The organism is Stenotrophomonas oahuensis (assembly GCF_031834595.1).
In the GTDB taxonomy this organism is placed as follows: Bacteria; Pseudomonadota; Gammaproteobacteria; order Xanthomonadales; family Xanthomonadaceae; genus Stenotrophomonas; species Stenotrophomonas oahuensis.
On sequence record NZ_CP115541.1, the window covers coordinates 3,316,582 to 3,341,891 of the forward strand.

Annotated in this window: 27 protein-coding genes and 4 tRNA genes; 22 read left to right on the forward strand and 9 right to left on the reverse strand. The window is 66.1% G+C overall.

All coding sequences use genetic code 11. The features are described from left to right. Positions 1–26: 26 nt before the first annotated feature. On the reverse strand, positions 27–566 hold the full coding sequence (locus tag PDM29_RS14765; protein WP_311190841.1) for a Smr/MutS family protein: 540 nt from the start codon (positions 564–566) through the stop codon (positions 27–29). Between the two features lie 187 nt (positions 567–753). Here PDM29_RS14765 and surE point away from each other — a divergent pair, with 187 nt between their 5' ends. From surE to PDM29_RS14785, 4 genes are read left to right on the forward strand one after another with little or no spacing between them, the layout of a single operon-like run. Further along, entirely contained in the window at positions 754–1,533 is a 780-nt protein-coding gene (surE, locus tag PDM29_RS14770; RefSeq protein ID WP_311190842.1) for a 5'/3'-nucleotidase SurE, read from the forward strand. Continuing rightward, a complete protein-coding gene (locus PDM29_RS14775) occupies positions 1,530–2,207 on the forward strand; it encodes a protein-L-isoaspartate(D-aspartate) O-methyltransferase (protein WP_311190843.1) in 678 nt (225 codons plus the stop codon). The genes surE and PDM29_RS14775 overlap by 4 nt, the downstream gene beginning before the upstream one ends. Positions 2,208–2,226: 19 nt before the next feature. Then, on the forward strand, positions 2,227–2,841 hold the full coding sequence (locus tag PDM29_RS14780; RefSeq protein ID WP_311190844.1) for a YqaA family protein: 615 nt from the start codon (positions 2,227–2,229) through the stop codon (positions 2,839–2,841). Then, positions 2,838–3,617, forward strand: coding sequence for a peptidoglycan DD-metalloendopeptidase family protein (locus tag PDM29_RS14785; protein ID WP_311190845.1), 780 nt, complete (start codon positions 2,838–2,840; stop codon positions 3,615–3,617). The genes PDM29_RS14780 and PDM29_RS14785 overlap by 4 nt, the downstream gene beginning before the upstream one ends. Before the next feature lie 118 nt (positions 3,618–3,735). On the opposite strand, the gene PDM29_RS14790 is transcribed toward PDM29_RS14785, so the two are convergent. Both PDM29_RS14790 and yhbY read right to left on the reverse strand, forming a co-directional pair. Next, a complete protein-coding gene (locus tag PDM29_RS14790; RefSeq protein WP_311190846.1) occupies positions 3,736–4,110 on the reverse strand; it encodes an Mth938-like domain-containing protein in 375 nt (124 codons plus the stop codon). A gap of 7 nt (positions 4,111–4,117) precedes the next feature. Beyond that, positions 4,118–4,423 carry a ribosome assembly RNA-binding protein YhbY gene (yhbY, locus tag PDM29_RS14795; RefSeq protein ID WP_311190847.1) on the reverse strand — a complete coding sequence of 102 codons (306 nt, stop codon included), beginning with the start codon at positions 4,421–4,423 and terminating at the stop codon, positions 4,118–4,120. Positions 4,424–4,488: 65 nt separating this feature from the next. On the opposite strand from yhbY, the gene rlmE reads away from it, so the two are divergent. From rlmE to PDM29_RS14875, 16 genes are all read left to right on the forward strand, one after another. Then, on the forward strand, positions 4,489–5,121 hold the full coding sequence (gene rlmE / locus PDM29_RS14800) for a 23S rRNA (uridine(2552)-2'-O)-methyltransferase RlmE (RefSeq protein WP_311190848.1): 633 nt from the start codon (positions 4,489–4,491) through the stop codon (positions 5,119–5,121). A 53-nt stretch (positions 5,122–5,174) separates the two neighbouring features. After that, a complete protein-coding gene (gene ftsH / locus PDM29_RS14805) occupies positions 5,175–7,118 on the forward strand; it encodes an ATP-dependent zinc metalloprotease FtsH (RefSeq protein ID WP_311190849.1) in 1,944 nt (647 codons plus the stop codon). A gap of 60 nt (positions 7,119–7,178) precedes the next feature. Further along, positions 7,179–7,361, forward strand: a complete 183-nt coding sequence (locus PDM29_RS14810) for a hypothetical protein (protein WP_311190850.1) — start codon at positions 7,179–7,181, stop codon at positions 7,359–7,361. An 89-nt stretch (positions 7,362–7,450) separates the two neighbouring features. Beyond that, positions 7,451–7,945 (forward strand): hypothetical protein, encoded by a 495-nt coding sequence (locus PDM29_RS14815; RefSeq protein ID WP_311190851.1) that lies wholly within the window; start codon positions 7,451–7,453, stop codon positions 7,943–7,945. A 56-nt stretch (positions 7,946–8,001) separates the two neighbouring features. After that, positions 8,002–8,901, forward strand: coding sequence for a dihydropteroate synthase (folP, locus tag PDM29_RS14820; protein ID WP_311190852.1), 900 nt, complete (start codon positions 8,002–8,004; stop codon positions 8,899–8,901). Continuing rightward, on the forward strand, positions 8,901–9,854 hold the full coding sequence (gene miaA, locus PDM29_RS14825) for a tRNA (adenosine(37)-N6)-dimethylallyltransferase MiaA (RefSeq protein WP_311190853.1): 954 nt from the start codon (positions 8,901–8,903) through the stop codon (positions 9,852–9,854). The genes folP and miaA overlap by 1 nt, the downstream gene beginning before the upstream one ends. Positions 9,855–9,962: 108 nt before the next feature. Then, positions 9,963–10,247, forward strand: a complete 285-nt coding sequence (gene hfq, locus PDM29_RS14830) for an RNA chaperone Hfq (RefSeq protein ID WP_282294704.1) — start codon at positions 9,963–9,965, stop codon at positions 10,245–10,247. A 23-nt stretch (positions 10,248–10,270) separates the two neighbouring features. Next, complete coding sequence (gene hflX / locus PDM29_RS14835) at positions 10,271–11,581, forward strand: ribosome rescue GTPase HflX (protein ID WP_311190854.1); 1,311 nt, start codon at positions 10,271–10,273, stop codon at positions 11,579–11,581. Positions 11,582–11,585: 4 nt separating this feature from the next. Continuing rightward, positions 11,586–12,080, forward strand: a complete 495-nt coding sequence (locus PDM29_RS14840) for a CinA family protein (RefSeq protein WP_311190855.1) — start codon at positions 11,586–11,588, stop codon at positions 12,078–12,080. Between the two features lie 36 nt (positions 12,081–12,116). Beyond that, positions 12,117–13,787 carry a 2-polyprenylphenol 6-hydroxylase gene (gene ubiB / locus PDM29_RS14845; protein WP_311190856.1) on the forward strand — a complete coding sequence of 557 codons (1,671 nt, stop codon included), beginning with the start codon at positions 12,117–12,119 and terminating at the stop codon, positions 13,785–13,787. Between the two features lie 98 nt (positions 13,788–13,885). After that, positions 13,886–14,536, forward strand: coding sequence for a transcriptional repressor LexA (gene lexA, locus PDM29_RS14850; RefSeq protein WP_125361454.1), 651 nt, complete (start codon positions 13,886–13,888; stop codon positions 14,534–14,536). Between the two features lie 201 nt (positions 14,537–14,737). Further along, a complete protein-coding gene (recA, locus tag PDM29_RS14855; RefSeq protein WP_311190857.1) occupies positions 14,738–15,775 on the forward strand; it encodes a recombinase RecA in 1,038 nt (345 codons plus the stop codon). Positions 15,776–15,850: 75 nt separating this feature from the next. Continuing rightward, a complete protein-coding gene (recX, locus tag PDM29_RS14860; RefSeq protein WP_311190858.1) occupies positions 15,851–16,345 on the forward strand; it encodes a recombination regulator RecX in 495 nt (164 codons plus the stop codon). Between the two features lie 123 nt (positions 16,346–16,468). Continuing rightward, positions 16,469–19,117: an alanine--tRNA ligase gene (gene alaS / locus PDM29_RS14865; RefSeq protein WP_311190859.1), complete on the forward strand. Its 2,649-nt coding sequence runs from the start codon at positions 16,469–16,471 to the stop codon at positions 19,115–19,117. 139 nt (positions 19,118–19,256) lie between these two features. Further along, entirely contained in the window at positions 19,257–19,460 is a 204-nt protein-coding gene (csrA, locus tag PDM29_RS14870; protein ID WP_311190860.1) for a carbon storage regulator CsrA, read from the forward strand. Between the two features lie 82 nt (positions 19,461–19,542). Further along, a tRNA-Ser gene (locus tag PDM29_RS14875) sits at positions 19,543–19,635 on the forward strand. A 60-nt stretch (positions 19,636–19,695) separates the two neighbouring features. Here the strand turns inward: PDM29_RS14875 and PDM29_RS14880 are convergent. Then, positions 19,696–20,397 carry a pirin family protein gene (locus PDM29_RS14880; RefSeq protein ID WP_311190861.1) on the reverse strand — a complete coding sequence of 234 codons (702 nt, stop codon included), beginning with the start codon at positions 20,395–20,397 and terminating at the stop codon, positions 19,696–19,698. Between the two features lie 140 nt (positions 20,398–20,537). Here PDM29_RS14880 and PDM29_RS14885 point away from each other — a divergent pair, with 140 nt between their 5' ends. Then, positions 20,538–21,461, forward strand: a complete 924-nt coding sequence (locus PDM29_RS14885) for a LysR family transcriptional regulator (protein WP_311190862.1) — start codon at positions 20,538–20,540, stop codon at positions 21,459–21,461. Positions 21,462–21,584: 123 nt separating this feature from the next. Then, positions 21,585–22,727 carry an alpha/beta hydrolase family protein gene (locus PDM29_RS14890; RefSeq protein WP_311190863.1) on the forward strand — a complete coding sequence of 381 codons (1,143 nt, stop codon included), beginning with the start codon at positions 21,585–21,587 and terminating at the stop codon, positions 22,725–22,727. Positions 22,728–23,282: 555 nt separating this feature from the next. Here PDM29_RS14890 and PDM29_RS14895 read toward each other — a convergent pair. From PDM29_RS14895 to thiD, 5 genes are all read right to left on the reverse strand, one after another. Next, positions 23,283–23,359: transfer RNA gene (locus tag PDM29_RS14895), tRNA-Arg, on the reverse strand. Positions 23,360–23,390: 31 nt separating this feature from the next. Then, positions 23,391–23,467: transfer RNA gene (locus PDM29_RS14900), tRNA-Arg, on the reverse strand. A gap of 53 nt (positions 23,468–23,520) precedes the next feature. Beyond that, a tRNA-Arg gene (locus PDM29_RS14905) sits at positions 23,521–23,597 on the reverse strand. Positions 23,598–23,658: 61 nt separating this feature from the next. Next, complete coding sequence (locus PDM29_RS14910) at positions 23,659–24,498, reverse strand: alpha/beta hydrolase family protein (protein ID WP_311190864.1); 840 nt, start codon at positions 24,496–24,498, stop codon at positions 23,659–23,661. Continuing rightward, positions 24,495–25,304 carry a bifunctional hydroxymethylpyrimidine kinase/phosphomethylpyrimidine kinase gene (gene thiD, locus PDM29_RS14915; RefSeq protein WP_311190865.1) on the reverse strand — a complete coding sequence of 270 codons (810 nt, stop codon included), beginning with the start codon at positions 25,302–25,304 and terminating at the stop codon, positions 24,495–24,497. The genes PDM29_RS14910 and thiD overlap by 4 nt, the downstream gene beginning before the upstream one ends. Positions 25,305–25,310: the final 6 nt, after the last annotated feature.

Consider the following 25,310-nt stretch of genomic DNA (forward strand, 5'->3'; position numbering starts at 1 on the left):
GGTCGCCCGACCCACCGCCAAACGCGTCACCGGTTCGCCAACAACACCAGCACCGCCCCGGTCCCGCCTTGCCCCGGCGGGGCCGAATGAAACGCCAGCACGTCATTGCGCTGCCGCAGCAGCCGGTCGACCAGGTTCTTCAACACCGGCGCACCGCCATCGGACTGCAGCCCTTTGCCATGAATGATGCGCACGCAGCCATGGTCATGCGCGTGGGCATCGGCCAGGAACTGGCGCAGCAGGTTCTCGGCCTGCGCCGCGGTCGCCCCGTGCAGGTCCAGTTCGTCCTGCACCGAGTACTGCCCGCGCTTGAGCCGCTGGAACATCCGCGCCGGCAGGTTCTCGCGCCGGTAGCTGGCGGTGTCGCCGGCCTCCAGCGGTGAACTGCTGCGCAGCAGCTGCGCGAACTCGCCCCGGGCCTCGGCATCGTCCTGTTCAGCCATGCGCGCGCGCGGCTTGGGGCGCGGCGTGGCCGGCGGAGCCGCCACCGGCTTGCGCAGGGGCTTCACTTCGCCAATGGCCGCGCGGAACAGGGCAGCCGGATCTTCGTCTTCAGAATGTGACATGCGTACAGCCTAATGTGCTGAATCGGCGCTGCCTACCTTTCGGCAGGGTAGGACGATCTGTCCGCATGCGGCACAATAGCGGACGCACTTGCGTGGCGGGTGATCCCGGGAGAGGGGAGTGCCGGTCGCGCCAACGCAGCAGAGTGATGGAATCGAAGTCTTGAAAAATCAAGCGGTTAAATCGGAGATGCGCATCCTGGTCAGCAACGACGACGGTGTCGATGCGCCGGGCATCCGGATGCTCGCCAGCGTGTTGCGCCAGGCCGGGCATGAAGTCATGGTGGTCGCCCCCGACCGCGACCGTTCCGGGGCCAGCAACTCGCTCACCCTGGATCTGCCGATCCGCACCAAGCGCATCGACCACTACACCTGCGCGGTCGCCGGCACCCCGACCGACTGCGTCCACCTGGCCCTGACCGGCATGCTCGACTACGAGCCGGACATCGTGGTGTCGGGCATCAACAACGCCGCCAACCTGGGCGACGACGTCATCTATTCCGGTACCGTGTCGGCGGCGATGGAAGGTCGCTTCCTCGGTCTGCCCGCGGTGGCCATGTCGCTGGTCTCGCACAACCACGACCCGAAGCACTTTGAAACCGCTGCCCGTGCCGCGGTGGAAATCGTGACCCGCCTGAAAGCCGACCCGCTGCCGGCCGACACCATCCTCAACGTCAACGTGCCGGATCTGCCGTGGGATGAGGTGAAGGGTTTCGAAGTCACCCGCCTGGGCAACCGTCACCGCGCCGAGGGCTGCATTCCGCAGCGCGACCCGCGCGGCAATGAAGTGTTCTGGATCGGCCCGGCCGGCCGTGAACAGGACTCAGGCCCCGGCACCGATTTCCACGCCGTGCGCAGCGGCCATATCTCGATCACTCCGATCCAGGTGGATCTGACCCGCTACCAGGCACTGGAGAAAGTGGCCAGCTGGGTCGGCGGGCTGACCGCCGCGCTGGACCGTCCGGCATGAGCCAGCGTCTGCGCCTGCAACCGGAAGCGGTCGGCATCGGCATGACCTCGCAGCGTGTGCGCGACCGTCTGGTCGACCGCCTGCGCGAAAGTGGCATCACTGACGAAGCCACACTCAACGCCATCCGCGTGGTGCCGCGCCATCTGTTCATCGATGAAGCACTGGCCTCGCGTGCCTATGAAGACACCGCGCTGCCAATCGGCCACGGCCAGACCATCTCCCAGCCGTGGGTGGTCGCGCGCATGACCGAAGCGGTGCTGCAGACCGCGCCAAAGAAGGTGCTGGAAGTGGGCACCGGTTCGGGCTACCAGGCGGCTGTGCTGGGCGCGCTGGGCCTGGAGGTCTACACGGTGGAACGCATTGGCGACCTGCTGCGGCAGGCCCGCAAGCGTTTCCGCGCGTTGGGCATGAACATCCGCAGCAAGCATGACGACGGCCGTATCGGCTGGGCCGAACATGGCCCCTTCGATGCCATCGTGGTCACCGCGGCCGCGCCGGCGCTGGTCGACGCGCTGATCGAGCAGCTGGCGGTTGGCGGGCGACTGGTCGCCCCGGTCGGCGGGCCTGGCGCGCAGTCGCTGATCCAGCTGACCCGCCGCGAAGACGGCAGTGTGGCGCAGGAGGTATTGGCGCCGGTCACGTTCGTCCCCCTGCTGTCTGGCATGCTGGACTGAATTCAAGGAGCTGCGTTTCATGAAGATTTTTGGTCCGCTGTACGAGCGGGCAATGAAGTGGGCCGCGCACGAGCGCGCCCCGACCTATCTCACCGTGCTGAGCTTCGTTGAAGCGATCATCTTCCCGGTCATGCCGGAAGTGATGCTGGCCCCCATGTGCGTGGCCCAGCCCAAGCGCGGCTGGTGGTTCGCCACCCTCAGCTTGGCCGGCTCCATGGCCGGTGCGCTGGTGGGCTATGCACTGGGGCACTTCGCCTTTGAAGCGATCAAGCCGCTGTTCGCCGCGCTTGGCATGCTGCCCAGCATCGAAGGCGGCATCGCCATCGTGCAGGAAAAAATGGCCGAGTCGCCGTGGGCGGTGTTCACCTTCCTGGTGCTGGGCGGCTTCATGCCCATCCCGATGAAGGTCTTCACCTGGGCCTCGGGTATTGTCGGCGTGCCGATGCCGCAGTACGTGTTGAGCATGCTGATCGGCCGTGGCAAGCGCGTATACGTGCTGGCCGCGGTGATCCGCATCGGTGGCGCGCGCGCCGAAGCGGCGTTACGTCGTTGGATCGAACCGCTGGGCTGGATCGCCACCGCGCTGGTGGTGCTGCTGATTGGCTGGCTTGTCTGGAGGGCAAAATTCGCATGAGTGCACAGCGTTGGAACACCGGGTTGAAGCTGGCTGCGGCCGTGGCCGTTGCCGTCACCCTGAGTGCCTGCGGCACCGCCACCGTGGTCAAGTCCTCCGGCAGCCGCGGCGGCCACAGCACGCCGCAGACTTCGGTCGCCAAGCCTGGGCAGACCGCCACCGTGCGCAAGGGCGACACCCTGTATGCGCTGGCGCGCATCCACAACATCACCCCGCGTGATCTGGCCTCATGGAACGGGCTGAGCGAGCCCTACACCATCTATCCGGGCCAGCAGATCCGCCTGTATCCGGGTGGCAGCACCCCGGGCCGTGCCCCGACCACGGTGGTCACCGCCCCGCGTCCGGGCACCAGCACGCCGGCTCCGACGCCCGCGCCAGTGCCGACCAATACCCCGGTCAAGAACAACATCAACTGGCGCTGGCCGGCCGATGGCGCGCTGGTCGGCCGCTACGTGGCGGCTGACGTGACCAAGCAGGGCATCGACATTGCCGGCACCAGCGGCCAGCCGGTACGGGCCACCGCGCCGGGCGTGGTGGTGTATTCCGGTGCCGGTCTGGTCGGCTTCGGTGAGCTGATCATCATCAAGCACAACGAGCAGTGGCTGTCGGCCTATGGCCACAACCGCAAGCGGCTGGTCAATGAAGGCCAGAACGTGAAGGCCGGCGAGCAGATCGCGGAAATGGGCCGCACCGGCACCACCCGCGACATGCTGCACTTCGAGATCCGCTACAACGGCAAGCCGGTCGATCCGCAGCAGTACCTGCCGGCGCGCTGACCGGTCCGGCATCCGGATGGACACGCATGGCGTGTCCCTACGGGGGCGATCAAACAGGGTGGGGGGAACGGGTAGGGACACGCCATGCGTGTCCGCGGCGGGGCCGGATCGCCCCGAATCAACCCGCCAACATGAACGCGGCGGCGACCTTGCGGCCTTCACCGGCCAGCACGTTGTACGTGCTGGCTGCCGAGGGGTTGTTCATCACCTCGAGCCCGACGCCGCGGCTCAGGCAGTAGCCCAGCACCTGCGCCGAGGGAAACACCTGGCGGTCACCGGTACCCAGAAGAATCACCTCCGGGCCCAGCGCCAGCACCGGCTCCAGGTCAGCCACGGTCAAGGCCGCGCCTACCGCCACCGGCCAGTTTTCCACCAGCCGGTCCGGGGTCACGATGAAGCTCGTGCCCAGCACCTTGTCGTTCACCGTGGCGCTGTGGCCACTGGCCGCGCGCAGGGTGTAGGCATAATCCGGCAGTTCCTGACTGAGCTGCATGGCTGGCTCAGCCGCGCGGCAGCACGATCGTGCGCTGTTCCTTGCTCGGGCGGTAGAGCACGGCGGTGTGGCCGATGCGCTGCACCAGCGCGCTGCCCGTGGCTTCGGTCAGCTCGGCGATCATGGCGTCGCGGGTGTCGCGGTCGTCTGCGCCGACCTTCACCTTCACCAGTTCATGGCGCTCCAGTACCTCCTCCAGCTCAGCCAGGAAGGCCGGGGTGATCCCCTTTCCGCCGATCTGCAGCAGGGCTTTCAGATCGTGGGCTTGGCCGCGGAGGAAGCGGGTCTGGGCGGAGGTGAGGGTAGTAGACATTCAGGAACGGACGGTTAATCAGGGCGATCAGGGTATCATGACCATCCCACAAGGCCCCAAGTCCCATGGCAACGCGCAGCAAAAGCAGTCAACGTTGGTTGAAAGAGCACTTTTCCGACCCCTTCGTGAAGAAGGCCCAGGCCGAGGGCATGCGTTCGCGCGCCGCCTATAAACTGGAGGAACTGCTCGAACGTGACCGCCTGCTGAAGCCGCACATGGTGGTGGTCGACCTCGGGGCCGCCCCCGGGGGCTGGTCGCAGCAGGTCCGCCGCCAGATCGGCGACACCGGCCGGGTCCTGGCCTTGGACATCCTGGAGATGCCGCCGCTGGCCGGGGTCGAGTTCCTTCACGGCGATTTCAGGGAACAGTCGGTCCTATCTGAGTTTGAAGCCATGCTGGGCGACCAGCCGGTGGACCTTGTGCTTTCCGACATGGCCCCCAATAAGAGTGGCATGGACGCGGTGGACCAGCCGCGGATGATGCACCTGGCCGAGCTGGCGTTGGACTTTGCCGACAACCATCTCAAGCCGGGTGGCGCGTTCCTGATCAAGCTGTTCCAGGGCGTGGGCTTTGACGACTACGTGCGTGAAATGCGCCGGCGGTACGACAAGGTGGTGATCCGCAAGCCTGAAGCCTCGCGTAAGCGCTCGCCCGAGGTCTATGCCCTGGGGCAGGGCAAACGCCCCCAGATCAAGTAAGCTCGACCATACCAATCGCGTCAGGCATTAGAGGAACCACGGAGCCAATGAGGATGAACGACTTGACCAAGAACCTCCTGCTATGGGTGGTCGTGGCCGTGGTGCTGATGGTCGTGTTCCAGAGCTTCTCGCCCAAGACCAGCGGCGCGGGGGCCTCCGGTGCCACCTATTCCCAGTTCCTTGACCAGGTGGACAGCGGCAACGTCCAGAAGGTCACCTTCGGCGGCGACCTGCGCAGCGGCACCAACCAGATCACCTACGTCACGCGGGGCGGCCAGCCGGCCACCATCACCGCGCCGATGGATCGTGACCTGATCAACGTGCTGCGCGCCAAAAACGTCGAAATCGTCCAGGAAGAGCCGTCCAGCGGCATCTCGCTGGGTGCCATCCTGATGAACTTCCTGCCGGTCATCCTGATCATCGGCTTCTGGCTGTTCATCATGCGCCAGATGCAGGGCGGTGGCGGCGGAGCCAAGGGCGCGATGTCCTTCGGCAAGTCGCGCGCCAAGCTGCAGGGCGAAGACCAGATCAAGGTCACCTTTGCCGACGTCGCCGGTTGCGACGAAGCCAAGGAAGAAGTTGGCGAGCTGGTCGACTTCCTTCGCGATCCGAGCAAGTTCACCAAGCTGGGCGGCAAGATTCCGCGCGGCGTGCTGATGGTGGGTCCGCCGGGTACCGGCAAGACCCTGCTGGCCCGCGCCATTGCCGGCGAGGCCAAGGTGCCGTTCTTCTCGATCTCCGGTTCGGACTTCGTCGAAATGTTCGTCGGCGTTGGTGCCAGCCGCGTGCGCGACATGTTCGAGCAGGCCAAGAAGCAGGCTCCGTGCATCATCTTCATCGACGAAATCGACGCCGTCGGTCGCCACCGTGGTGCCGGCCTGGGCGGCGGTCATGACGAGCGCGAGCAGACCCTGAACCAGCTGCTGGTGGAAATGGATGGCTTTGAAGGGGGCGAAGGCGTCATCGTCATTGCCGCCACCAACCGTCCCGACGTGCTCGACCCGGCGCTGCTGCGCCCGGGCCGCTTCGATCGCCAGGTCGTGGTCGGTCTGGCCGACGTCAAGGGCCGCGAGCAGATCCTGCGCGTGCACATGCGCAAGCTGCCGCTGGCGGATGACGTCGAACCGATGGTCATTGCCCGCGGTACCCCCGGCTTCTCCGGCGCGGACCTGGCCAACCTCTGCAACGAGGCTGCCCTGTTCGCGGCGCGCGGCAACGAGAAAGAGGTCCGCATGGACCACTTCGACCGTGCCCGCGACAAGATCCTGATGGGTGCAGAGCGCCGTTCGATGGCCATGAGCGAGGAGGAGAAGACCCTCACCGCCTACCACGAAGCCGGCCATGCCATCGTCGGCCGTCTGGTTCCCGAGCACGACCCGGTCTACAAGGTCACCATCATTCCGCGCGGCCGTGCGCTCGGTGTGACCATGTACCTGCCGGAAGGCGACAAGTACTCGATGAACCGCGTGGCGATCGAATCGCAGCTGTGCTCGCTGTACGGCGGCCGCGTCGCCGAAGAGCTGATCTTCGGTGCCGACAAGGTCACCACCGGTGCCTCCAACGATATCGAGCGCGCCACCAAGATGGCCCGCAACATGGTCACCAAGTGGGGCCTGTCGGACGAGCTCGGCCCGATCGCCTATGGCGAGGAAGACGACGAAGTGTTCCTCGGCCGTTCGGTCACCCAGCACAAGAGCGTGTCCGACGACACCGCCCGCCGCATCGACGAAGTGGTGCGCAGCATCCTGGACAAGGCCTACGCGCGGACCACCGAGCTGATGAAGGCCAACATGGACAAGCTGCACACCATGTCGCAGCTGCTGCTGCAGTACGAGACCATCGACGCGCCGCAGATCGACGCCATCATGGAAGGCCGCGATCCGCCGCCGCCGGCGGGCTGGGGCAAGGCAAACAAGAACGACGGTGGCAGCAACAACGACAAGGGCGGCGACGCCCGTCCGGTGCCGCCGATCGCCGGTCCTGCCGAACAGCACTGAGCAGGATTGCGTGACATCGGAAGGCCGGGGCAACCCGGCCTTCCTCATCTGGAAACTCCCATGTCCACCCCACCGCCCCCGATCTCGCACACCACCGAAATGGTGATCGCCACCGTCGTCGGTGCCGCCATCGGCCTGACCACGGAAAACTACCTGCTCGGCATCGGTATCGGTGTGGCTCTTGGCATCGGCCTGAGCGTGGCCAAGACCCTGTACGTGGATTACAAGCGCCGCAAAGGCTGATGCTCCCTTGCGCGCAGGTGCCGCAATCGGCACGATGCGCGGGCACGGTCGCATGACGCGGCCGTGTTCAACATTCCAGGGGGAATACCATGCGTCATCCGATCCGCGCGGCCGCTGCCGTGCTGTTGTGCTGTGCCTCGCCCGCGTTCGCTGGCACCGTCCAGGTGCAGGACCCGGTCCCGTTCTCTGAAAGCGCCTTCATTGCAGACAACATCAAAGACGAGTGCCGCATGGGCGCGCAGCTGGCAACCGCGTTGGGCAACAACGCCGAAACGTTCGGCAACACCATTGCCTTCGCCGCCGAGCCGACGACCGACGGTCGGGTCTTGAAGCTGGAAATCGTCGAAGCGCAGAGCGCCCGCACCGGCTTCAACCACTACAAGTCGGCCACCGTGCGCGGCGTATTGATGGATGACGGCCAGAAGGTGGCCACGGTGACGGCGCGGCGGATTTCCCGCGGCGGTGCCGGTGGCATGTTCAAGGGTTCGTGCGACGTGCTTGAGCGCGTGGTTTACGCCATCGGCAGCGACCTGGCCGAATGGCTGGCCAACCCGACCGACGACGCCAAGCTCGGCGATTTCTGACGGTTCCCCGGAGGCGCCGGCGTAAACTATGCGCTGGCGTACTTCGTGGATGGCCCATGTTCGATACTTCTCCCCAGCTGGACTGCGGCGGCCGCGTGCTGCGACTGGATCGCCCGCGTGTGATGGGCATCGTCAATGTCACCCCGGATTCGTTCTCCGACGGTGGCGCACACGACACCACCGACGCGGCAGTGGCCCATGGCCTGCAGCTGGTGGCGGAAGGGGCCGACCTGCTCGATATCGGCGGGGAATCCACCCGCCCCGGTGCCGCGCCGGTGTCGGTGGAAGAGGAGCTGCGCCGGGTCGTGCCGGTGATCCAGGCGTTGGCCGAACGCACACAGGTGCCGCTCAGCGTGGACACCTTCAAACCCGAGGTGATGCGTGCGGCCGTGGCCGCCGGTGCCGGCATGATCAACGACATCCACGCCCTGCGTCAGGACGGTGCGCTGGCGGCCGCCGCCGAACTTGGCGTGCCGGTGGTGCTGATGCACATGCAGGGCGAGCCGGGCAGCATGCAGGACACCCCGCAGTACGACGACGTGGTCGCCGAGGTGCATCGTTTCCTGGCCGAGCGCATGTTCTCGGCGGAAATGGCCGGCATCGCCAAGAAGAACCTGGTCATCGACCTGGGCTTCGGCTTCGGCAAGACCACCGAACACAACATGACCCTGCTGGCCCGCTCCGAGCGCTTCGTGGAGCTGGGCGTGCCGATGCTGGCCGGACTGTCGCGCAAGCGCAGCATCGGCGAGCTCACCGGGCGCGAACAGCCACGTGACCGCGTGGCCGGTTCGGTCGCCGCACACCTGATCGCCGCCCAGCGCGGCGCGACGATCCTGCGCGTGCACGACGTGGCTGCCACGGTCGATGCGCTCAAAATCTGGGCCGCCGTCGATGCCGTGCCGGCTCCGCGTGTGGCCGCCGCCCCGGCGATGCCGCGCTGGCCGGACGAGGATTGATGGCCGTCGACCAGCGACCGTTGGCGATTGCCGTGATGGGCCCGACGGCGTCGGGCAAGACCGCCACGGCCATCGCGCTGGCCCAGCAGTTGGGCGGCGAGATCGTCAGCGTGGACTCGGCGCTGGTCTATCGTGGCCTGGATATCGGCTCCGCCAAGCCCGATGCCGACGAGCGCGCGCAGGCCCCGCACCATCTGCTCGACCTGCGTGACCCGTGGCAGACCTATTCCGCTGCCGAGTTCGCCGCGGACGCGGCGCGGGTGGTGGCCGACATCGTCGCGCGGGGTCGCATGCCGATTCTGGCCGGTGGTACCGGGCTGTACTTCCGCGCCCTGCTGCAGGGCCTGTCGCCGATGCCGGCGGCGGACCCGGAGCTGCGTGCAGCCATCAGCGCAGAGGGTGAGGTGCGCGGTTGGGGCGCGCTGCATGCCGAACTGGCGCAGGTCGACCCCGCCGCCGCCGCACGCATTCACGCCACCGACCCGCAGCGCATCCAGCGGGCGCTGGAGGTGTTCCGGCTGACCGGCACCCCGATTTCCGAATGGCAGAAGCGCCCGGGCGTGGACCGGCTGCCGGTGCGCTGCCTCAAGCTGATCCTGGCCCCGCGCCAGCGCAGCACCCTGCATCAGCGCATCGAGACCCGCTTCGACGCGATGCTCGCCAACGGCTTCCTCGATGAGGTGCGTGCGCTGCGCGCGTTGCCGCAGATGGCGGCCGTGGCCGCGCCGTTGGACCTGCCGGCGGTGCGCGCGGTGGGCTACCGCCAGGCCTGGGAATACCTGGACGGGCAGGGCACGGCCGCCGGGTTCCGTGACAAGGGCATCTATGCCACCCGCCAGCTGGCCAAGCGCCAGCTCACCTGGCTGCGCGGCGAACTTGATGCGCGCTGGTTCGACCCCCATCTGGATGCCGTAGCCCTGGCCGATGCGGTCAGTGCATTTACTGCGACCTGAACCATGTCTTCACGCCCTCGGGGCGGTGTACCATCAATGATTCCGGTGGGCGACGGGGCCGTGACCGCTGCCGGGCTACCCAATAAGAACAATAATGAGGAGTGTGCAATGTCCAAGGGGCAATCGCTGCAGGATCCGTTTCTGAATGCACTGCGGCGCGAGCGCGTGCCGGTGTCGGTGTATCTGGTCAATGGCATCAAACTGCAGGGCACGATTGAATCGTTCGACCAGTTCGTGGTTCTGCTGCGCAATACGGTGAGCCAGATGGTGTACAAGCACGCCATTTCCACCGTGGTGCCGGCGCGCAACGTACGGGTCGGTCCCGGTGGCGGCTATGTACAGTCCAATGACGGTGGCACCGACGGTGCCCAGGGCGATGACGACGTTGAATGAAACAGGCAAGACCGGAGTGATGCGTGTTTGACCGTTCCAAGCGGGGCGAACACGCGCTCCTGATCCAGCCCCATGCGGGAAAGCTGGAAGAAGACGTGCTGGAAGAATTCACCGACCTGGCCCGCTCGGCCGGGGCCAGTATTGCGGCCACGTTGACCGCGCGGATAGACCGACCCAATCCGTCGATCCTGATCGGCAGCGGCAAGCTCGATGAAGTGAAGGCGGCTGCGGAAGCGACCGGGGCCGACCTGATCCTGGTCAACCATGCGTTGAGCCCGGTGCAGGAACGCAACCTGGAACGCTTCCTCGAGCGCCGGGTGATCGACCGTACCGGGTTGATCCTGGACATCTTCGCGCAGCGGGCGCACAGCCACGAAGGCAAGCTGCAGGTCGAGCTGGCGCAGCTGCGCCACCTCGCCACGCGGCTGGTGCGCGGCTGGACCCACCTGGAGCGTCAGCGCGGCGGTGCCATCGGCCTGCGCGGCCCAGGTGAAACCCAGCTCGAAACCGACCGCCGGCTGCTGCAGAAGCGCGTGGAGCAGCTGCAGAAGCGGCTGGAAAAAGTGGAAGTGCAGCGCACCCAGATGCGCCGTGCGCGCGTGCGCAGCGAGCTGCCGCGCGTGGCCCTGGTTGGCTATACCAATGCCGGCAAGTCGACCCTGTTCAACGCGTTGACCGGTGCCGAGGCTTACGCGGCCGACCAGCTGTTTGCCACCCTGGACCCGACCGTGCGGCGTATCGCCATTCCCGGCGGCAATGTGGTGCTGGCCGACACCGTCGGTTTCGTCCGCGACCTGCCGCACGAACTGGTGGCGGCGTTCCGCTCCACGCTGTCCGAAGCGCGTGAGGCCGACTTCCTGCTGCATGTGGTGGATGCCGCCGACCCGCATCGCGAAGAGCGCATTGCCCAGGTCGACGAGGTGCTGGCTGCGGTCGGTGCGGGCGATCTGCCGCAGCTGCTGGTGTTCAACAAGATCGACCGCATCGACGGGGCCGAGCCGCGCCACGACGGCCAGGACGGCATTCCCGATCCGTCGCGCCGCGAACGGGTGTGGATGTCGGCCCGCGACGGCACTGGTCTCGAACTGCTGCAGAGCGTGCTCGGCAAGCGGCTGGGCCTGCAGCACATCACCGGTCAGCTGCGCCTGCCGCCCAGCGCCGGCCGTCTGCGTTCGCGCCTGCATCAGCTGGAAGTGGTGCGCGGTGAGCAGGTGGACGAGGAGGGCTGGCTGTTGGACGTCGACCTGCCGATCGCCGAAGCCGAGAAGCTCGCCGCCAGCGCCGATGGCGCACCGATCAAGGCCATGCTGCCCGAGAAGCTGCCCGAATGGTGATGTCGTGACCGTCCCCACCGACTCTGATCTGGCTGATCTGGCACGCGCCACCGGCGAGCGCCTGCAGCAGGCCAACCTGCAGCTGGTCACCGCTGAAAGCTGCAGTGGTGGCTGGATCGCCAAGGCCATGACCGACATCGCCGGTTCTTCCGCGTTCTTCGACTGCGGCATGGTGGTCTACAGCTACGAGGCCAAGCAGCGTCTGCTTGGCGTGCGCGCGCAGACTCTGGAGCAGTTCGGTGCGGTCAGTCGCGAAACCGTGATGGAGATGGTGTCCGGCGCGCTGGTCAATTCCGGTGCCGGCGTCGCCGTGGCCGTTACCGGCATCGCCGGGCCCGGCGGCGGCAGTGCCGACAAGCCGGTCGGCAGTGTCTGGATCGCGTGGAAGCAGCGCGGCGGCTACGCCCGCGCGCAGCTGTTCCAGTTCGACGGCGACCGTGATGCCATTCGCCGACAGACCGTACAGCAGGCGCTTACCGGAATCTTCGCGCCGGTGTGACATGCTGGGCGGGTGTAGGCAACGGAGCGCGTGGCGATGTGGGAAACACTGGGAACCGTCCGTGACCTGGGGCGACTGCAGGAAATCGCTTCGGTCCTGATCCGCTATGGCTTCGGCGACCTGGTGCGCCGCATCGGTCTGGCCGACGTGCTGGAGCGCGCCGGCCGCCTGCTGCACTGGAACGACACCCAGCACATGCTGCGCATGACCGCGCCGGTGCGTGTGCGCCGGGCCATGGAAGACCTGGGGCCGACCTTCGTCAAACTTGGCCAGGTGCTCGCGACCCGCGTCGACCTGTTCCCGCCGGACTGGATCGCCGAATTCTCCGAACTGCAGAACGCGGTGCCGGCGCTGCCGTTTGACCAGGTGCGCGGGCAGCTGGAAGCCGACCTCGGTGCGCCACCCGAACAGGTGTTCGCCTGGTTGGACGTGATGCCGATGGCCGCCGCCTCGCTGGCCCAGGCGCACCGCGCGCGGCTGCAGGACGGCAGTGAAGTGGTCCTTAAGATCCGCCGCCCAGGCATCCGCGACGTGATCGAGGCCGACCTGCGCCTGCTGGCACGGCTTGCCGAGATCGTCGAGGCGCGGCTGCCCGATCTGCAGCGCTATCGACCCGCTGAAGTGGTGCAGCAGTTCCAGGTGTCGCTGCGCCGCGAGCTCGACTTCGCCGCCGAGTGCCGCAATGCCGAGCGCATCGCGCGCAATTTCCAGGGCCGCAAGGACATCCTGATTCCGCGCGTGCATTGGCAGTGGACCTGCGAAAGCCTCAACGTCCAGGATTTCGTCGACGGCATTCCGGGCCGTGACCTTTCCGCTGTGGATGCCGCCGGGCTGGACCGCGTGCAGCTGGCCCGCACCGGTGCGCGGATCGTGCTGAAGATGGTGCTGGAGGATGGGTGCTTCCACGCCGATCCGCACCCCGGCAACATCATCTACCTGCGCGATGGCCGCATCGGGGTGATCGACTTCGGCATGGTCGGGGCCATCTCCGAACAGCGCCGTTTCCAGGTCGCGCAGCTGCTGCATGGATTGGTCAACCAGGAGCCGGAAGCGGTCGCCGACATCCTGCTGGACTGGTCCGGCGGCGTGGACGTGGACGAGTCGCGCCTGCAGCAGGACATCAGCGTGTTCGTCGACCAGTACCGGGGCGTGCCGCTGAAGGACCTGCATATGGGCCTGATGCTGGGCAACATCACCCAGCTGCTGCGCCAATACTCGCTGACCCTGCCGGCTGACCTCGCGCTGATGATCAAGACCTTCCTCACCCTGGAGGGGATGGGCCGGCAGCTGGACCCGCAGTTCGACATGGCCAGCGCCGCGCGGCCGTATCTGGAACGGGTGATGCTGCAGCGCTACGCGCCCTCGGCCCTGCTCAAGCGTGGCCGGCGCAGCCTGATGGGGGCGCTGGACCTGGTCGGCGACCTGCCGCGCGACGTGCGCCGGCTGCTGCAGATGGCCCGGCGCGGGCGGCTGCAACTGAAGGTGGAAACGCATGCGCTGGAGGGTTTTGGCGAGCAGGTGAATCGGGCCGCGAACCGGCTGGTGGTGGGGATTGTCACTGCGGCGCTGATCATCGGGTCGTCGATTGTCATGCACAGCGTGGGTGGGATCTCCAGCCGCTGGCTGCTGGCGCTGGGCGTGGCCGGGTTCATCGGGGCCGGGTTCTGCGGGGTATGGATTCTGGTGTCGATTCTGCGGAATCGGTAGGGACACGCCATGCGTGTCCTCGCGGTGCCGGTGTCTCTTTTCGCTTTTTTGTTCGGTGCACTTGCGCACCTCTGTCGTTAGTAGTAATACTACTAACCATGGAACTCACCGACACCCAGCAGGCGATCCTGCAGTTGATCGCCGAGCGTATCGAGACCGACGGCGCGCCGCCGTCGCAGACGGAAATCGCCCGCGCGTTCGGCTTCAAGGGCGTGCGCGCCGCGCAGTACCACCTGGAGGCGCTGGAACAGGCCGGGGCGATTCGCCGCATTCCCGGCCAGGCCCGTGGCATCCGGCTGGTCCAGGCCCCGCCGCTGCAGGAGGGCCTGCCCGATTCACTGCCCACCCCGGCGCTGCCGGACGGTGTGCTGCGGCTGCCGGTGCTGGGCCGGGTCGCCGCCGGTCTGCCTATCGGCGCGGATATCGGCTCGGATGATTTCGTGGTCCTGGACCGGGTGTTCTTCTCGCCCGCGCCGGACTACCTGCTGAAAGTGCAGGGCGACTCGATGATCGATGAAGGCATCTTCGACGGCGACCTGATCGGCGTGCACCGCACCCGTGATGCCCGCTCCGGGCAGATCGTGGTGGCCCGCATCGATGACGAGATCACCGTCAAGCTGCTGAAGATGGGCAAAGACCGCATCCGGTTGCTGCCCCGCAACCCCGACTACAAACCGATCGAAGTCCTGCCCGACCAGGATTTCGCCATCGAAGGGCTGTACTGCGGACTGTTACGCCCCAATCGCTGATCCTTCCATGCTCCAAACGCGCGGTCTTTTGTGGCGATTCTCTGATTTGGCTGAGGTTGGTACGGATGTCCGATAATTTTTTTCCGAACGCCCGGCAGAATCTCAGCCTGTGCGATACGCCAACCTTAAAGTGACCCCGTGGCCAAGAAATCTACTAAAGACACCCCTTCCAACGACATGACCTCTGCAAGGACCCCTCCGATGGACGAGAACAAGAAGCGCGCCCTCACCGCCGCCCTGAGCCAGATCGAAAAGCAGTTCGGCAAGGGCTCGGTCATGCGCATGGGCGATCGCGTCATCGAAGCCGTCGAGATCATCCCGACCGGTTCGCTGATGCTCGACATCGCACTGGGCATTGGCGGTCTGCCGAAGGGCCGTGTCGTGGAAATCTACGGCCCGGAGTCCTCGGGCAAGACCACCCTGACCCTGCAGGCGATTGCCGAATGCCAGAAGAAGGGCGGTACCGCCGCCTTCATCGACGCCGAGCACGCACTGGACCCGATCTACGCCGCCAAGCTGGGCGTGAACGTGGACGACCTGCTGCTGTCGCAGCCGGATACCGGTGAGCAGGCGCTGGAAATCGCCGACATGCTGGTCCGTTCCGGTTCGATCGACATCGTGGTTATCGACTCGGTCGCGGCGCTCACCCCGAAGGCCGAAATCGAAGGCGAAATGGGCGATCAGCTGCCGGGCCTGCAGGCTCGTCTGATGAGCCAGGCGCTGCGCAAGCTCACCGGCAACATCAAGCGCTCCAACACCCTGGTGGTCTTCATCAACCAGCTGCGCATGAAGATCGGCGTGATGATGCCGGGCCAGAGCCCGGAAACCACCACCGGTGGCAACGCGCTGAAGTTCTACGCCTCGGTCCGCCTCGACATCCGCCGCATCGGTGCGATCAAGAAGGGCGATGAAATCATCGGTAACCAGACCAAGATCAAGGTCGTCAAGAACAAGCTGGCTCCGCCGTTCAAGCAGGTCATCACCGAGATCCTGTACGGCGAAGGCATCAGCCGCGAAGGCGAACTGATCGACATGGGCGTGGAAGCCAAGCTGGTCGAGAAGGCCGGTGCCTGGTACAGCTACGGTGAAGAACGCATCGGCCAGGGCAAGGACAACGCCCGCGGCTACCTGCGCGACAACCCGCAGGTAGCCCAGCGCCTGGAAGCCGAGCTGCGCGAGAAGTTCCAGCCGGCCGAAGCCGCCCGCGAGCAGGGCGACGACGAAGGTGACGACGAGTAAGTTTTCCTGCGGGGCAGGGCGGCGCCGTCAGTGACGCTGGCGCTGCCCCGCAGTTTTCCCCTGTGTGAGACCGTAATGCACGATGCCGACAGCCCGGAAGGCGGCCGCAAGAAGCGCCGCGTTCGTGAACAGACTCCCGTCCAGCGGGCGCTGGGGCTGCTGGTCCGCCGTGAGCATTCGCGCAAGGAACTCACCCGCAAGCTCACCGCGCGGGGCATTGAAACCGACGACGCCGAAGCGGCAGTCAGCAAGCTGACCGAGGCCGGTTGGCAGGACGACACCCGTTTTGCCGAAAACCTGGTGCGGATGCGTGCCAATACCGGCTATGGGCCGATTCACATCCGCGCCGAGCTGGGTACGCATGGGCTGGACAGCAGCCAGGTCGCGGCTGCCATGGAGACCTTTGAGGGCGACTGGACCGAGAATGCCCGGGACCTGGTCCGCCGCCGGTTCGGCGAGTCGGGTCCACAGGACCTGCCGCAGCGGCGCAAGGCGGCGGATCTGTTGGCCCGGCGGGGGTTCGATGGGGATTCGATCCGGCGGGCGACACGGTACGACATCGAGGATTGAGGGGCTGGGTTGACGCGCAGGGCGCGTCGCTACGCGTATGGCCTCCGGGCCTGATACCCTTGGTGGTTTCGGCGGTCCGGCAGTTGCCAGGGACCGACCGGCCCGCACACAGCCAGCCCCACCATGACCGCATCCGCCAAATTCACCACCTCCCAGATCCGCAGCGACTTCCTTGAGTTCTTCAAGGGCAAGGGCCACACCATCGTGCCGTCGGCACCGCTGGTGCCGGGCAACGACCCGACCCTGATGTTCACCAATTCCGGCATGGTGCAGTTCAAGGACGTGTTCCTTGGCGCGGAAAAGCGCAGCTACGTGCGCGCGGCCGACGTGCAGCGCTGCCTGCGCGCCGGCGGCAAGCACAACGACCTGGACCAGGTCGGCTACACCGCCCGTCACCACACCTTCTTTGAAATGCTGGGCAACTGGTCGTTCGGCGACTACTTCAAGAAGGACGCCATTGCCTGGGCCTGGGAACTGCTCACCCAGGTCTGGAAGCTGCCGGCCGAGCGCCTGCTGGTCACCGTCTACCAGACCGACGACGAGGCCTATGCGCTGTGGCGCGACATGGTCGGTATTCCGGAAGAGCGCATCGTGCGCATCGGCGACAACAAGGGTGCGCCGTTTGCGTCGGACAACTTCTGGCAGATGGCCGACACCGGCCCGTGCGGTCCATGCACCGAGATCTTCTATGACCACGGCGACCACATCGCCGGTGGCCCGCCGGGCTCGCCCGATGAAGACGGCGACCGCTTCATCGAGATCTGGAACCTGGTTTTCATGCAGTTCGACCGCCAGCCCGACGGCACCCTGGTGCCGCTGCCGGCTCCGTGCGTGGACACCGGCATGGGCCTGGAGCGCCTGACCGCGATCCTGCAGCACGTGCACACCAATTATGAGATCGACCTGTTCCAGGCGCTGATCCGCAAGGCCAGCGAACTGACCGGCATGGCCGATCTGGAAAACAAGTCGCTGCGCGTCATCGCCGACCACATCCGCGCCTGCTCGTTCCTGATCGTGGACGGCGTGCTGCCGTCCAACGAAGGCCGCGGCTATGTGCTGCGTCGGATCATCCGTCGCGCCCTGCGCCACGGCTGGATGCTGGGCGTGCGCCAGCCGTTCTTCAGCAAGCTGGTGCCGACCCTGGTCGAGCAGATGGGTGAAGCCTATCCGGAACTGCCGGCCCAGGCCGACACCGTGGTGCGTGCCCTGCAGGCCGAAGAGGAGCGCTTCGCGCAGACCCTCGATTCGGGCATGAAGATTTTCGACGACGTCGCCGCCCAGGTGACCGATGGCGTCATTCCGGGCGTCGATGCGTTCCGCCTGTACGACACCTACGGCTTCCCGCTCGACCTCACCCAGGACATCGCGCGCGAGCGCGACCTGGTCGTTGACATTGCCGGCTTCGATGCCGCCATGGAAAAGCAACGCGAAGACGGCCGCAAGGGCGGCAAGTTCGGTGGCGGCGTGACGCTGTCGGCCGAGCTGGTGGCCACCCTCAAGCCGACCGTATTCCTGGGCTACGACCGTTTGCAGGCCGAGGGCCTGACCGTGGTCGCCCTGCTCAAGGACGGCCGCGCCGTGGACAGCGCCCAAGCCGGTGATGACGTGATCGTCTTCACCGACCAGACCCCGTTCTATGCCGAATCCGGTGGCCAGGTCGGTGATACCGGTACGCTCGCCGGCAACGGTGTGCAGCTGCCGGTGACCGACACCCAGAAGTTCGCGGGCCAGTTCCATGGCCACGTCGGCCAGATCGCCAGCGGTTCGCTGAAGGTCGGCGACGTGCTCAGCGCTCAGGTCGACAGCGCACGCCGTGGGGCCACCATCCTGAACCACTCGGCCACCCATCTGCTGCATGCCGCGCTGCGCGAAGTGCTGGGCACCCATGTGCAGCAGAAGGGCTCGCTGGTCGCGCCGGACCGCCTGCGCTTCGACTTCTCGCACTTCCAGCCGATCACCCCGGAAGAACTGGCCGTAATCGAGCGCAAGGTCAACGAGCAGGTCCGCGCCAACAACGCCGCCGAAGTGCACAACATGGGCATGCAGGAAGCCCTGGACTTCGGTGCGATGGCACTGTTCGGCGAAAAGTACGGCGAAAACGTGCGCGTGCTGAAGATGGGCGATTACTCCACCGAACTCTGTGGGGGTACACACGTCGGCCGTACCGGCGACATCGGCCTGTTCAAGATCACCTCCGAAGGCGGTGTGTCCTCGGGCGTGCGCCGCATCGAGGCGGTGACCGGGCAGGGCGCGCTGGACTACGTCAGTCATGAAGAAGCACAGCTGGCCGAGGCCGCCACGCTGCTGGGCGGTGCCGCCAGCGACGTGATCGAGAAGATCCGCCAGTTGGGCGAGCGCCAGAAGAAGCTGGAACGCGAACTGGAGGCCCTGAAGGCCAAGCAGGCCGCCGGAGCCACTGCCGACCTCGGCGGCTCGGCCGTGGAGGTGAACGGTGTGAAGATCCTGGCCGTGCGCCTGGAAGGCTTCGACGCCAAGGCCCTGCGCGACGCGATGGACCGCCTGAAGCAGCAACTGGTCAATACCGTCATCGTCTTGGCCGGTGCCCAGGACGGCAAGGTCTCACTTGTTGCCGGTGTGAACGGCAGCGCAATGGGCAAGGTCAAGGCCGGGGAACTGTTGTCCCACATCGCCGGTCAGATAGGGGGCAAGGGCGGCGGCCGCCCGGACCTCGCCCAGGGTGGTGGTGAGGACGGGCCCGCCCTTGCCTCGGCCCTTGCCGGGGTCGTTGACTGGGTGACCCCTCGTATCTGAACATTCTGAAGCCTCCGCTCCTTGATGGGGCGGGAGGCCAGACGGTAATATGGCTAATCCTTTTCCCTTTGTCGTGGCGTTCCTTGGCTGGACGTCAAACCGGTGGGAAAAACCACCGGTTCTTGGAGACTAAAAAACAATGTTGATCCTGACTCGCCGTGTTGGCGAAACCCTGAAGATCGGCGATGACGTCAGCGTCACCGTGCTCGGCGTCAAGGGCAATCAGGTGCGTATCGGTATCACCGCTCCGAAGGATGTGGCCGTGCACCGCGAAGAAATCTACGAGCGCATCCAGCGCGGCGACCAGCCGAATGTACCCGGCGGCGAAGATTCTTCGAATTAAGGCTTTACCTTGGGGTGTGATTAACGTTATTCTTCACGCCCCCGCTGAGACGTAACACCGCAGCGAGGTAAGCCAGATTTCTGGAGTGGTGCCCGAGTGGCTGAAGGGGCTCCCCTGCTAAGGGAGTATAGGGCCAAAAACTCTATCGAGGGTTCGAATCCCTCCCACTCCGCCAGAGTTACAGAAAAGCCCCTGGAAACAGGGGCTTTTTTGTTGTCTGCGGTTTTCGCGCCCGTTACACCGCCAGATCAAACACCAGCACCTCGGCATCGCGTCCGTTCTCAATCGTCACCTGCGCCTCATCGCGGATCTGCAGCGCATCGCCGGTATCCAACGTGATGCCGTTGACCTTCACCTGCCCACGCGCCACCTGCACATAGCTGCCGCGACCCGGAGCCAGTTCCAGCCTGGCCTGCTCGTCGCCATCAAACAGCCCCGCATAGATGCGCGCGTTCTGATGGATCTTCAACGAACCATCGCGGCCGTCCTCGGACACGATCAGGCGCAACTGGCCGCGCTTGCTCTCGGGCGTGAAGTGGGTCTCCTCGTAGCTCGGCGGAATACCCTCGACCTCCGGGAACAGCCAGATCTGCAGGAAGTGCAAGGTTTCGTCGGCCGAGTGGTTGAACTCACTGTGGCTGACCCCGCTGCCCGCGCTCATGCGCTGCACGTCGCCGTAGCGCAGCACCGAGCCGGTGCCCATCGAGTCCTTGTGCTCCAGCGCGCCGCCCAGCACGTAGGAGACGATCTCCATGTTGCTGTGGCTGTGGGTGCCGAAGCCCTGGCCGCCGATGACCTTGTCTTCGTTGATCACCCGCAGCGGGCCGAAGCTGGTGTAGCGCGGGTCGTAGTAGTTGGCGAACGAGAAGGTGTGCTGGGAGTTCAGCCAGCCATGGTTGGCCTGGCCACGGGTGTTGCTCTTGCGGATCTGCAGCATGATGTTCTCCTGGGTGTTCGACTGTTTCGATGATGGTCCGGGGCGGGTTGACCCCGTCCCTTTTCTGTTGCGGCCAGTATCCGCTTGCACTCCGGGTTTGAAAAACGGATAGTTTTGCAAGCCATCATCGAAAATTTCGAATGCTCAAGCTCAGCCTCGATGCCCTGCAGATTCTGGATGCCATTGACCGCCGTGGTTCGTTCGCGGCCGCCGGCAAGGCGCTGCACAAGGTGCCGTCCACGATTTCCTACACCGTTTCCAAGCTGGAACAGGACCTGGGCGTGCAGTTGTTTGATCGGGTCGGGCCGCGCGCCGACCTGACCGAGGCCGGGCAGGCGCTGCTGGAGGAGGGCCGGCACCTGCTGCGGGCGGCGCGCGAACTGGAACTACGGGTACGCCGGGTGGCCTCGGGCTGGGAGGCGGAGCTGACGTTGGCGGTGGATTCGATGTTCCAGCCGGCCCTGCTGGCGCAGGACATCGCTGATTTCAGTGCGGTGGCCGAGCAGACCCGGGTGCGGCTGATCAGTGAGGCGCTGTCCGGTACCTGGGAGGCATTGCTGGACCGTCGCGCCGACCTGCTGGTGGGGGCGGCGGGCGAGGGCCCTAGTGGCGGGGGCTATGTGGTCGAAGCGCTGGGGGTGGTGCGGTTCGTGTTCGCGGTGGCTCCGTCGCACCCATTGGCGGAGGTTTCCGGGCCGCTCGGGCGCGATGCGCTGGCCGAGCACTGCGCGATTGCCGTGGCCGATTCCGCGCGTCGCCTGCTGCCGCGCACGGTGGGTCTGCTGATGGGGCAGGAGACGGTGACCGTGCCGGACATGCTGAGCAAGTTCCGGTTGCAGTGCGCCGGACTGGGTTTTGGCTTCCTGCCCGAGCCGTATGTGCAGGCGGCGGTGGCACAGGGCCGGCTGGTGGTGCGCGAGGTGGAGGAGCCCAAGCCGGACGAGACCTTCTGGCTGGCCTGGCGCACCGGCGAGGAGGGCGCGGCGCTGCGCTGGTGGCGCGAGCGCCTGCGCGAGCCGGGGCACATGGAGGCCTGGTGGTCGCAGATGGCGCAGTGGTTGTGATGGCGCGGCATCGCGCCAGCATGAACAATTCCCGCTTTGTCATCGATCCGTCATCGAACTGCGGTAGAGCGCCCGGCCGCAGCGCCGTACTCTGGCCGGCCCTCGCGATGCATCTACACCCCCATGAAGCGCCTCCTGCTGCCCTTGCTGGCCGGAGCCGGCCTGTGGCTGGCGGCCTGTACCTCCATCGATACTTCGGCCTCGTCCACCTCGCTCAGCGACCGCCTGATCGCGCCGGGTGGCGTGTCAACGCTGCTGGACATGCCGCGCATCACCGCCGCGGTGGACAGCGTGCCGAACCGGCACGGTGAGGTCACCAGCCGTGCTGGCATTCCGATCTTCTGGCGCGCCTTTGACCCGGGCCAGTACGGCGTGCAGTACCGGTACCTCGCGCAGGCGCACGAGAACGGTCAGCCACTGCAGACCGGTCTGCAGCTGAGCCTGCCCACCCCGTTCCAGCCGCAGGCGCCGCGCGGCACGGTGGTGTTGCTGCACGGCTGGATGATGAACGGTGATTCGATGTTGCCGTGGTCGCTGCAGTTGGCGCAGAGTGGCTACCGGGTGGTCACCATCGACCTGCGCAACCATGGGCATTCGGGTGCGGGTCCGTCGGGTTACGGCACGTTCGAATCGGACGACGTGGTCGATGTGATCGACGCGCTGCAGGCCAAGGGCGAAGTGCAGGGGCCGCTGTATCTGTTCGGCGTTTCATACGGTGCAGCCACGGCGCTGTTTACCGCGGACAAGCTGGGTGACCGCGTCACGGGTGTGGTGGCGATGGAGTCCTTCGCCAATGCCGGTGATGCAATCCGCAGCATGATCCCGCACCTGATGTCGCTGCAGCCCACTGCATGGAAGGCGCAGGCGATGGCAGCGTACGGTCGCTGGCGCTATGGCAGCCAGGACATCAACGCGGTGATCGCCGCCGCCAGCCAGCGCCTGGACCTCGACCTGGACCAGGTGGACGTGGCCCGCGCAGTGGCCGACACCCGCGCCTGTGTGTTGCTGATGCACGGCCAAAACGATGCCCACGTGCGCGTGGACCAGGGCCGCAGACTGGCTGCGGCCAGTGACCGCGTGCACTACATCGAACTGCGCGGCGAAGACCACATCACGTTGCCACTGCGGCTGGATCTGCTGGGTGGGGTAGTGGACGACTGGCTCGCGCACGATGCGCACGCCGGCGACCGCTGCCCAAGCCCGCAGCTTCCTGTCGAAGCAGATCGCCTGGCGATGGCAGCAGCGGTGGCTGCGCGCGCGGGTTGATGCTTGATTGCACGCATTGCGTGCGGCCGGGCTTCGCCCGTCTCCTGTTGGATCTGTGCGAAAAGCCGGTGGTCATCGGTTCCCTGATTTGGCGGCTCGGGACGGGCGTTCCGGGGGACGGCGCAAGTACGTCCGTGTAGCCTCAGTCGCCGCATCCATGCGGCTCATGCCCCCTCCAGCCCATCCCGAACCGCCATCGATAGATCGTCGGTGGCCAACAAAAATCAAACGCGCGCGGCCCGGTAGCGTCGGTCGACAGACGACGGCCGTGAAGTCCCCATCATTCGGTAACGCATGATCCCGGATCGACATTGCCGTTGATTCGGCATTTCCCATGGCCACCGGCCAATTGTCTGGGGCGTGCCGGGGTGGGTTTGCGGGACCGTCAAAAACATGGATGTTTTTGACGAGCCCCCATGGATGGGTTCACGGCGTGTCCCGCAAACCCACCCCGGTACGCCCAAACAGGGAGGCCAGTGACCACCGGCTGTTCGCCGAAATCCCAAAGCGCAAAAAAAAACAGCAGCCGATGGCTGCCGTTCTTTTGCGATGCGATGGTGCGCCCGGAGAGATTCGAACTCCCGACCGCCTGGTTCGTAGCCAGGTACTCTATCCAACTGAGCTACGGGCGCATGTGCATCGTCAAATTGTACGTGAATGTAATGGTGCGCCCGGAGAGATTCGAACTCCCGACCGCCTGGTTCGTAGCCAGGTACTCTATCCAACTGAGCTACGGGCGCATTTACATCACGTTGTACTACTGAAGACAGCGGCGGAGCTGTCAGCCTGTTGATGGTGCGCCCGGAGAGATTCGAACTCCCGACCGCCTGGTTCGTAGCCAGGTACTCTATCCAACTGAGCTACGGGCGCGTCAACAGGAGCGGAATTATGCGGATCGAGGCCCGATCCGTCAACGCCTTTGTGAAGACTTTCATTCAAATGAATGAAAAAGCGCCTGTGCCACGGCCTCCGGCGACTTCATCCAGGCGAAGTGATCGGCACGCGTGCCAAGGGCCGACGCCGACACCACCTGCAGCTGCGAACGCACCTGTGGCAGCTTCGCCAGCAGCCCCTGCATCGAGCCGGGCGGTGCAAACCAGTCCTGTTCCAGTACCACCGCCTGCGCCTGGCCCCCAAGGCGGTGCATCGCGCCCTCCAGATCCTCCGCCATGCCCGCCGCCGCGTAGTGGTTGCTCAGCCCCACCCGCGCCCAGTCCTTGATCAACCCTCGTGCCTCGGTGCCGCCAAAGCCCAGCCGGCGGCCGGGCAGGGTGCCCTGGCGCTGGGCCAGCCACGGCAGGAACCGGTACACCAGCGGCAGCAACCAGCCACGCGGGGCCGGGAAGGTCCGCCAGTAGGGCGTGCCCGTCGCCACCAGCCAGAAGCGCTCGAAAACGGACGGGTGCTGTCCCGCGAACACACACGCGAGCTGACCGCCCAGGCTGTGGCCGCCGATGATCAGCGGGGCCGTCCCATGCAGGCGTACCGCCGCCAGGCTGGCCGGCAGGTCCTGCTGCAGGATCTCCCGGTAAGCCCAGTCCTGCGTCCGCGAAGGCCGCAGGCTGCTGCTGCCGTTGCCGCGCCACTCGTGCAGGAATACCGCCACCCCGCGCGCTGCCAGTGCGTCCGCGAACGCCTGATAGTTGCGCGCCGAAACCCCCAGCGCCGGCAACCACAGCAACTGCGCGCGCGGCTGCGCTGGAATCCGCCCGATCAGCTCGAAACGATGCCCGTCCTCGGCCTGCGCCGGAATCAGTATCGAACGGGTCATGCCGGCCGCGCCGCGCCGAAATGGTCCAGTACCAGCACCTCGCTGCGCCCGGGCGTGTAGCCGCTCTGCAGGCCACGTGCGACATAGTCGATGGCGGCCTCGCAGGCATTGGCCAGCGACAGCCCGCAGCACAGCTGCGCCGCAATCGCCGAGGCCAGTGTGCAGCCGGTGCCGTGTGCATCCACCGGCAGGCGGGCATGGATGAAGGCTTCGAAGGTGACGCCGTCGAAGAAGCGATCCACCACCCGGCTGCCTTCCATCAGGTGTCCGCCTTTCAGCAGCACCGCGCCTGCGCCGAGATCGGTCAGTGCGCTGGCCGCGTCTTCGGCCTCTTCGCCGTTGCGGATCCGCCGTCCCAGCAGCAGTTCGGCCTCAGGCGTGTTCGGCGTCACCAGCGTGGCCAGCGGCAGCAGCCGCGTACGCAGGGCGTGCAGCGCGCTGTCTTCAAGCAGCTTGGCCCCGCTGGTCGCCACCATCACCGGGTCGAGGATGATGTGCGGCGGACGATGCTTCTCCAGTGCGTCGGCGACTAGGGAGATGACCTCGGCATTGGCAAGCATGCCCAGTTTCACCGCGTGGATATCGAAGTCGGCGAAGCACGCATCCAGCTGCGCCTGCAGGAAGTCCAGCGGCGGTACATGCACCGCGGTGACGCCCCGGGTGTTCTGCGCGGTCAGCGCTGCAATCGCGGAAAGGCCATGCACGCGGTGGGCGGCGAAGGCCTTCAGGTCGGCCTGGATGCCGGCGCCACCGCCGGAATCGGAACCGGCAATGGTCAGGGCGGAGACGGGAGTGGATGGGCTCATGCCGCG

Bases quoted from the DNA above. Each gene is read 5' to 3' on its own strand.
- PDM29_RS14785 (WP_311190845.1), top strand. From the start codon at position 2,838: ATGAGTGCACAGCGTTGGAACACCGGGTTGAAGCTGGCTGCGGCCGTG.
- PDM29_RS14910 (WP_311190864.1), bottom strand. From the start codon at position 24,498: ATGACCCGTTCGATACTGATTCCGGCGCAGGCCGAGGACGGGCATCGT.
- PDM29_RS14765 (WP_311190841.1), bottom strand. From the start codon at position 566: ATGTCACATTCTGAAGACGAAGATCCGGCTGCCCTGTTCCGCGCGGCC.
- PDM29_RS14880 (WP_311190861.1), bottom strand. From the start codon at position 20,397: ATGCTGCAGATCCGCAAGAGCAACACCCGTGGCCAGGCCAACCATGGC.
- PDM29_RS14890 (WP_311190863.1), top strand. From the start codon at position 21,585: ATGAAGCGCCTCCTGCTGCCCTTGCTGGCCGGAGCCGGCCTGTGGCTG.
- PDM29_RS14815 (WP_311190851.1), top strand. From the start codon at position 7,451: ATGCGTCATCCGATCCGCGCGGCCGCTGCCGTGCTGTTGTGCTGTGCC.
- PDM29_RS14885 (WP_311190862.1), top strand. From the start codon at position 20,538: ATGCTCAAGCTCAGCCTCGATGCCCTGCAGATTCTGGATGCCATTGAC.
- alaS (WP_311190859.1), top strand. From the start codon at position 16,469: ATGACCGCATCCGCCAAATTCACCACCTCCCAGATCCGCAGCGACTTC.
- PDM29_RS14790 (WP_311190846.1), bottom strand. From the start codon at position 4,110: ATGCAGCTCAGTCAGGAACTGCCGGATTATGCCTACACCCTGCGCGCG.
- PDM29_RS14780 (WP_311190844.1), top strand. From the start codon at position 2,227: ATGAAGATTTTTGGTCCGCTGTACGAGCGGGCAATGAAGTGGGCCGCG.
- recA (WP_311190857.1), top strand. From the start codon at position 14,738: ATGGACGAGAACAAGAAGCGCGCCCTCACCGCCGCCCTGAGCCAGATC.
- csrA (WP_311190860.1), top strand. From the start codon at position 19,257: ATGTTGATCCTGACTCGCCGTGTTGGCGAAACCCTGAAGATCGGCGAT.
- ftsH (WP_311190849.1), top strand. From the start codon at position 5,175: ATGAACGACTTGACCAAGAACCTCCTGCTATGGGTGGTCGTGGCCGTG.
- rlmE (WP_311190848.1), top strand. From the start codon at position 4,489: ATGGCAACGCGCAGCAAAAGCAGTCAACGTTGGTTGAAAGAGCACTTT.
- thiD (WP_311190865.1), bottom strand. From the start codon at position 25,304: ATGAGCCCATCCACTCCCGTCTCCGCCCTGACCATTGCCGGTTCCGAT.
- ubiB (WP_311190856.1), top strand. From the start codon at position 12,117: ATGTGGGAAACACTGGGAACCGTCCGTGACCTGGGGCGACTGCAGGAA.
- PDM29_RS14810 (WP_311190850.1), top strand. From the start codon at position 7,179: ATGTCCACCCCACCGCCCCCGATCTCGCACACCACCGAAATGGTGATC.
- lexA (WP_125361454.1), top strand. From the start codon at position 13,886: ATGGAACTCACCGACACCCAGCAGGCGATCCTGCAGTTGATCGCCGAG.
- folP (WP_311190852.1), top strand. From the start codon at position 8,002: ATGTTCGATACTTCTCCCCAGCTGGACTGCGGCGGCCGCGTGCTGCGA.
- recX (WP_311190858.1), top strand. From the start codon at position 15,851: ATGCACGATGCCGACAGCCCGGAAGGCGGCCGCAAGAAGCGCCGCGTT.
- miaA (WP_311190853.1), top strand. From the start codon at position 8,901: ATGGCCGTCGACCAGCGACCGTTGGCGATTGCCGTGATGGGCCCGACG.
- surE (WP_311190842.1), top strand. From the start codon at position 754: ATGCGCATCCTGGTCAGCAACGACGACGGTGTCGATGCGCCGGGCATC.
- PDM29_RS14775 (WP_311190843.1), top strand. From the start codon at position 1,530: ATGAGCCAGCGTCTGCGCCTGCAACCGGAAGCGGTCGGCATCGGCATG.
- hfq (WP_282294704.1), top strand. From the start codon at position 9,963: ATGTCCAAGGGGCAATCGCTGCAGGATCCGTTTCTGAATGCACTGCGG.
- yhbY (WP_311190847.1), bottom strand. From the start codon at position 4,423: ATGTCTACTACCCTCACCTCCGCCCAGACCCGCTTCCTCCGCGGCCAA.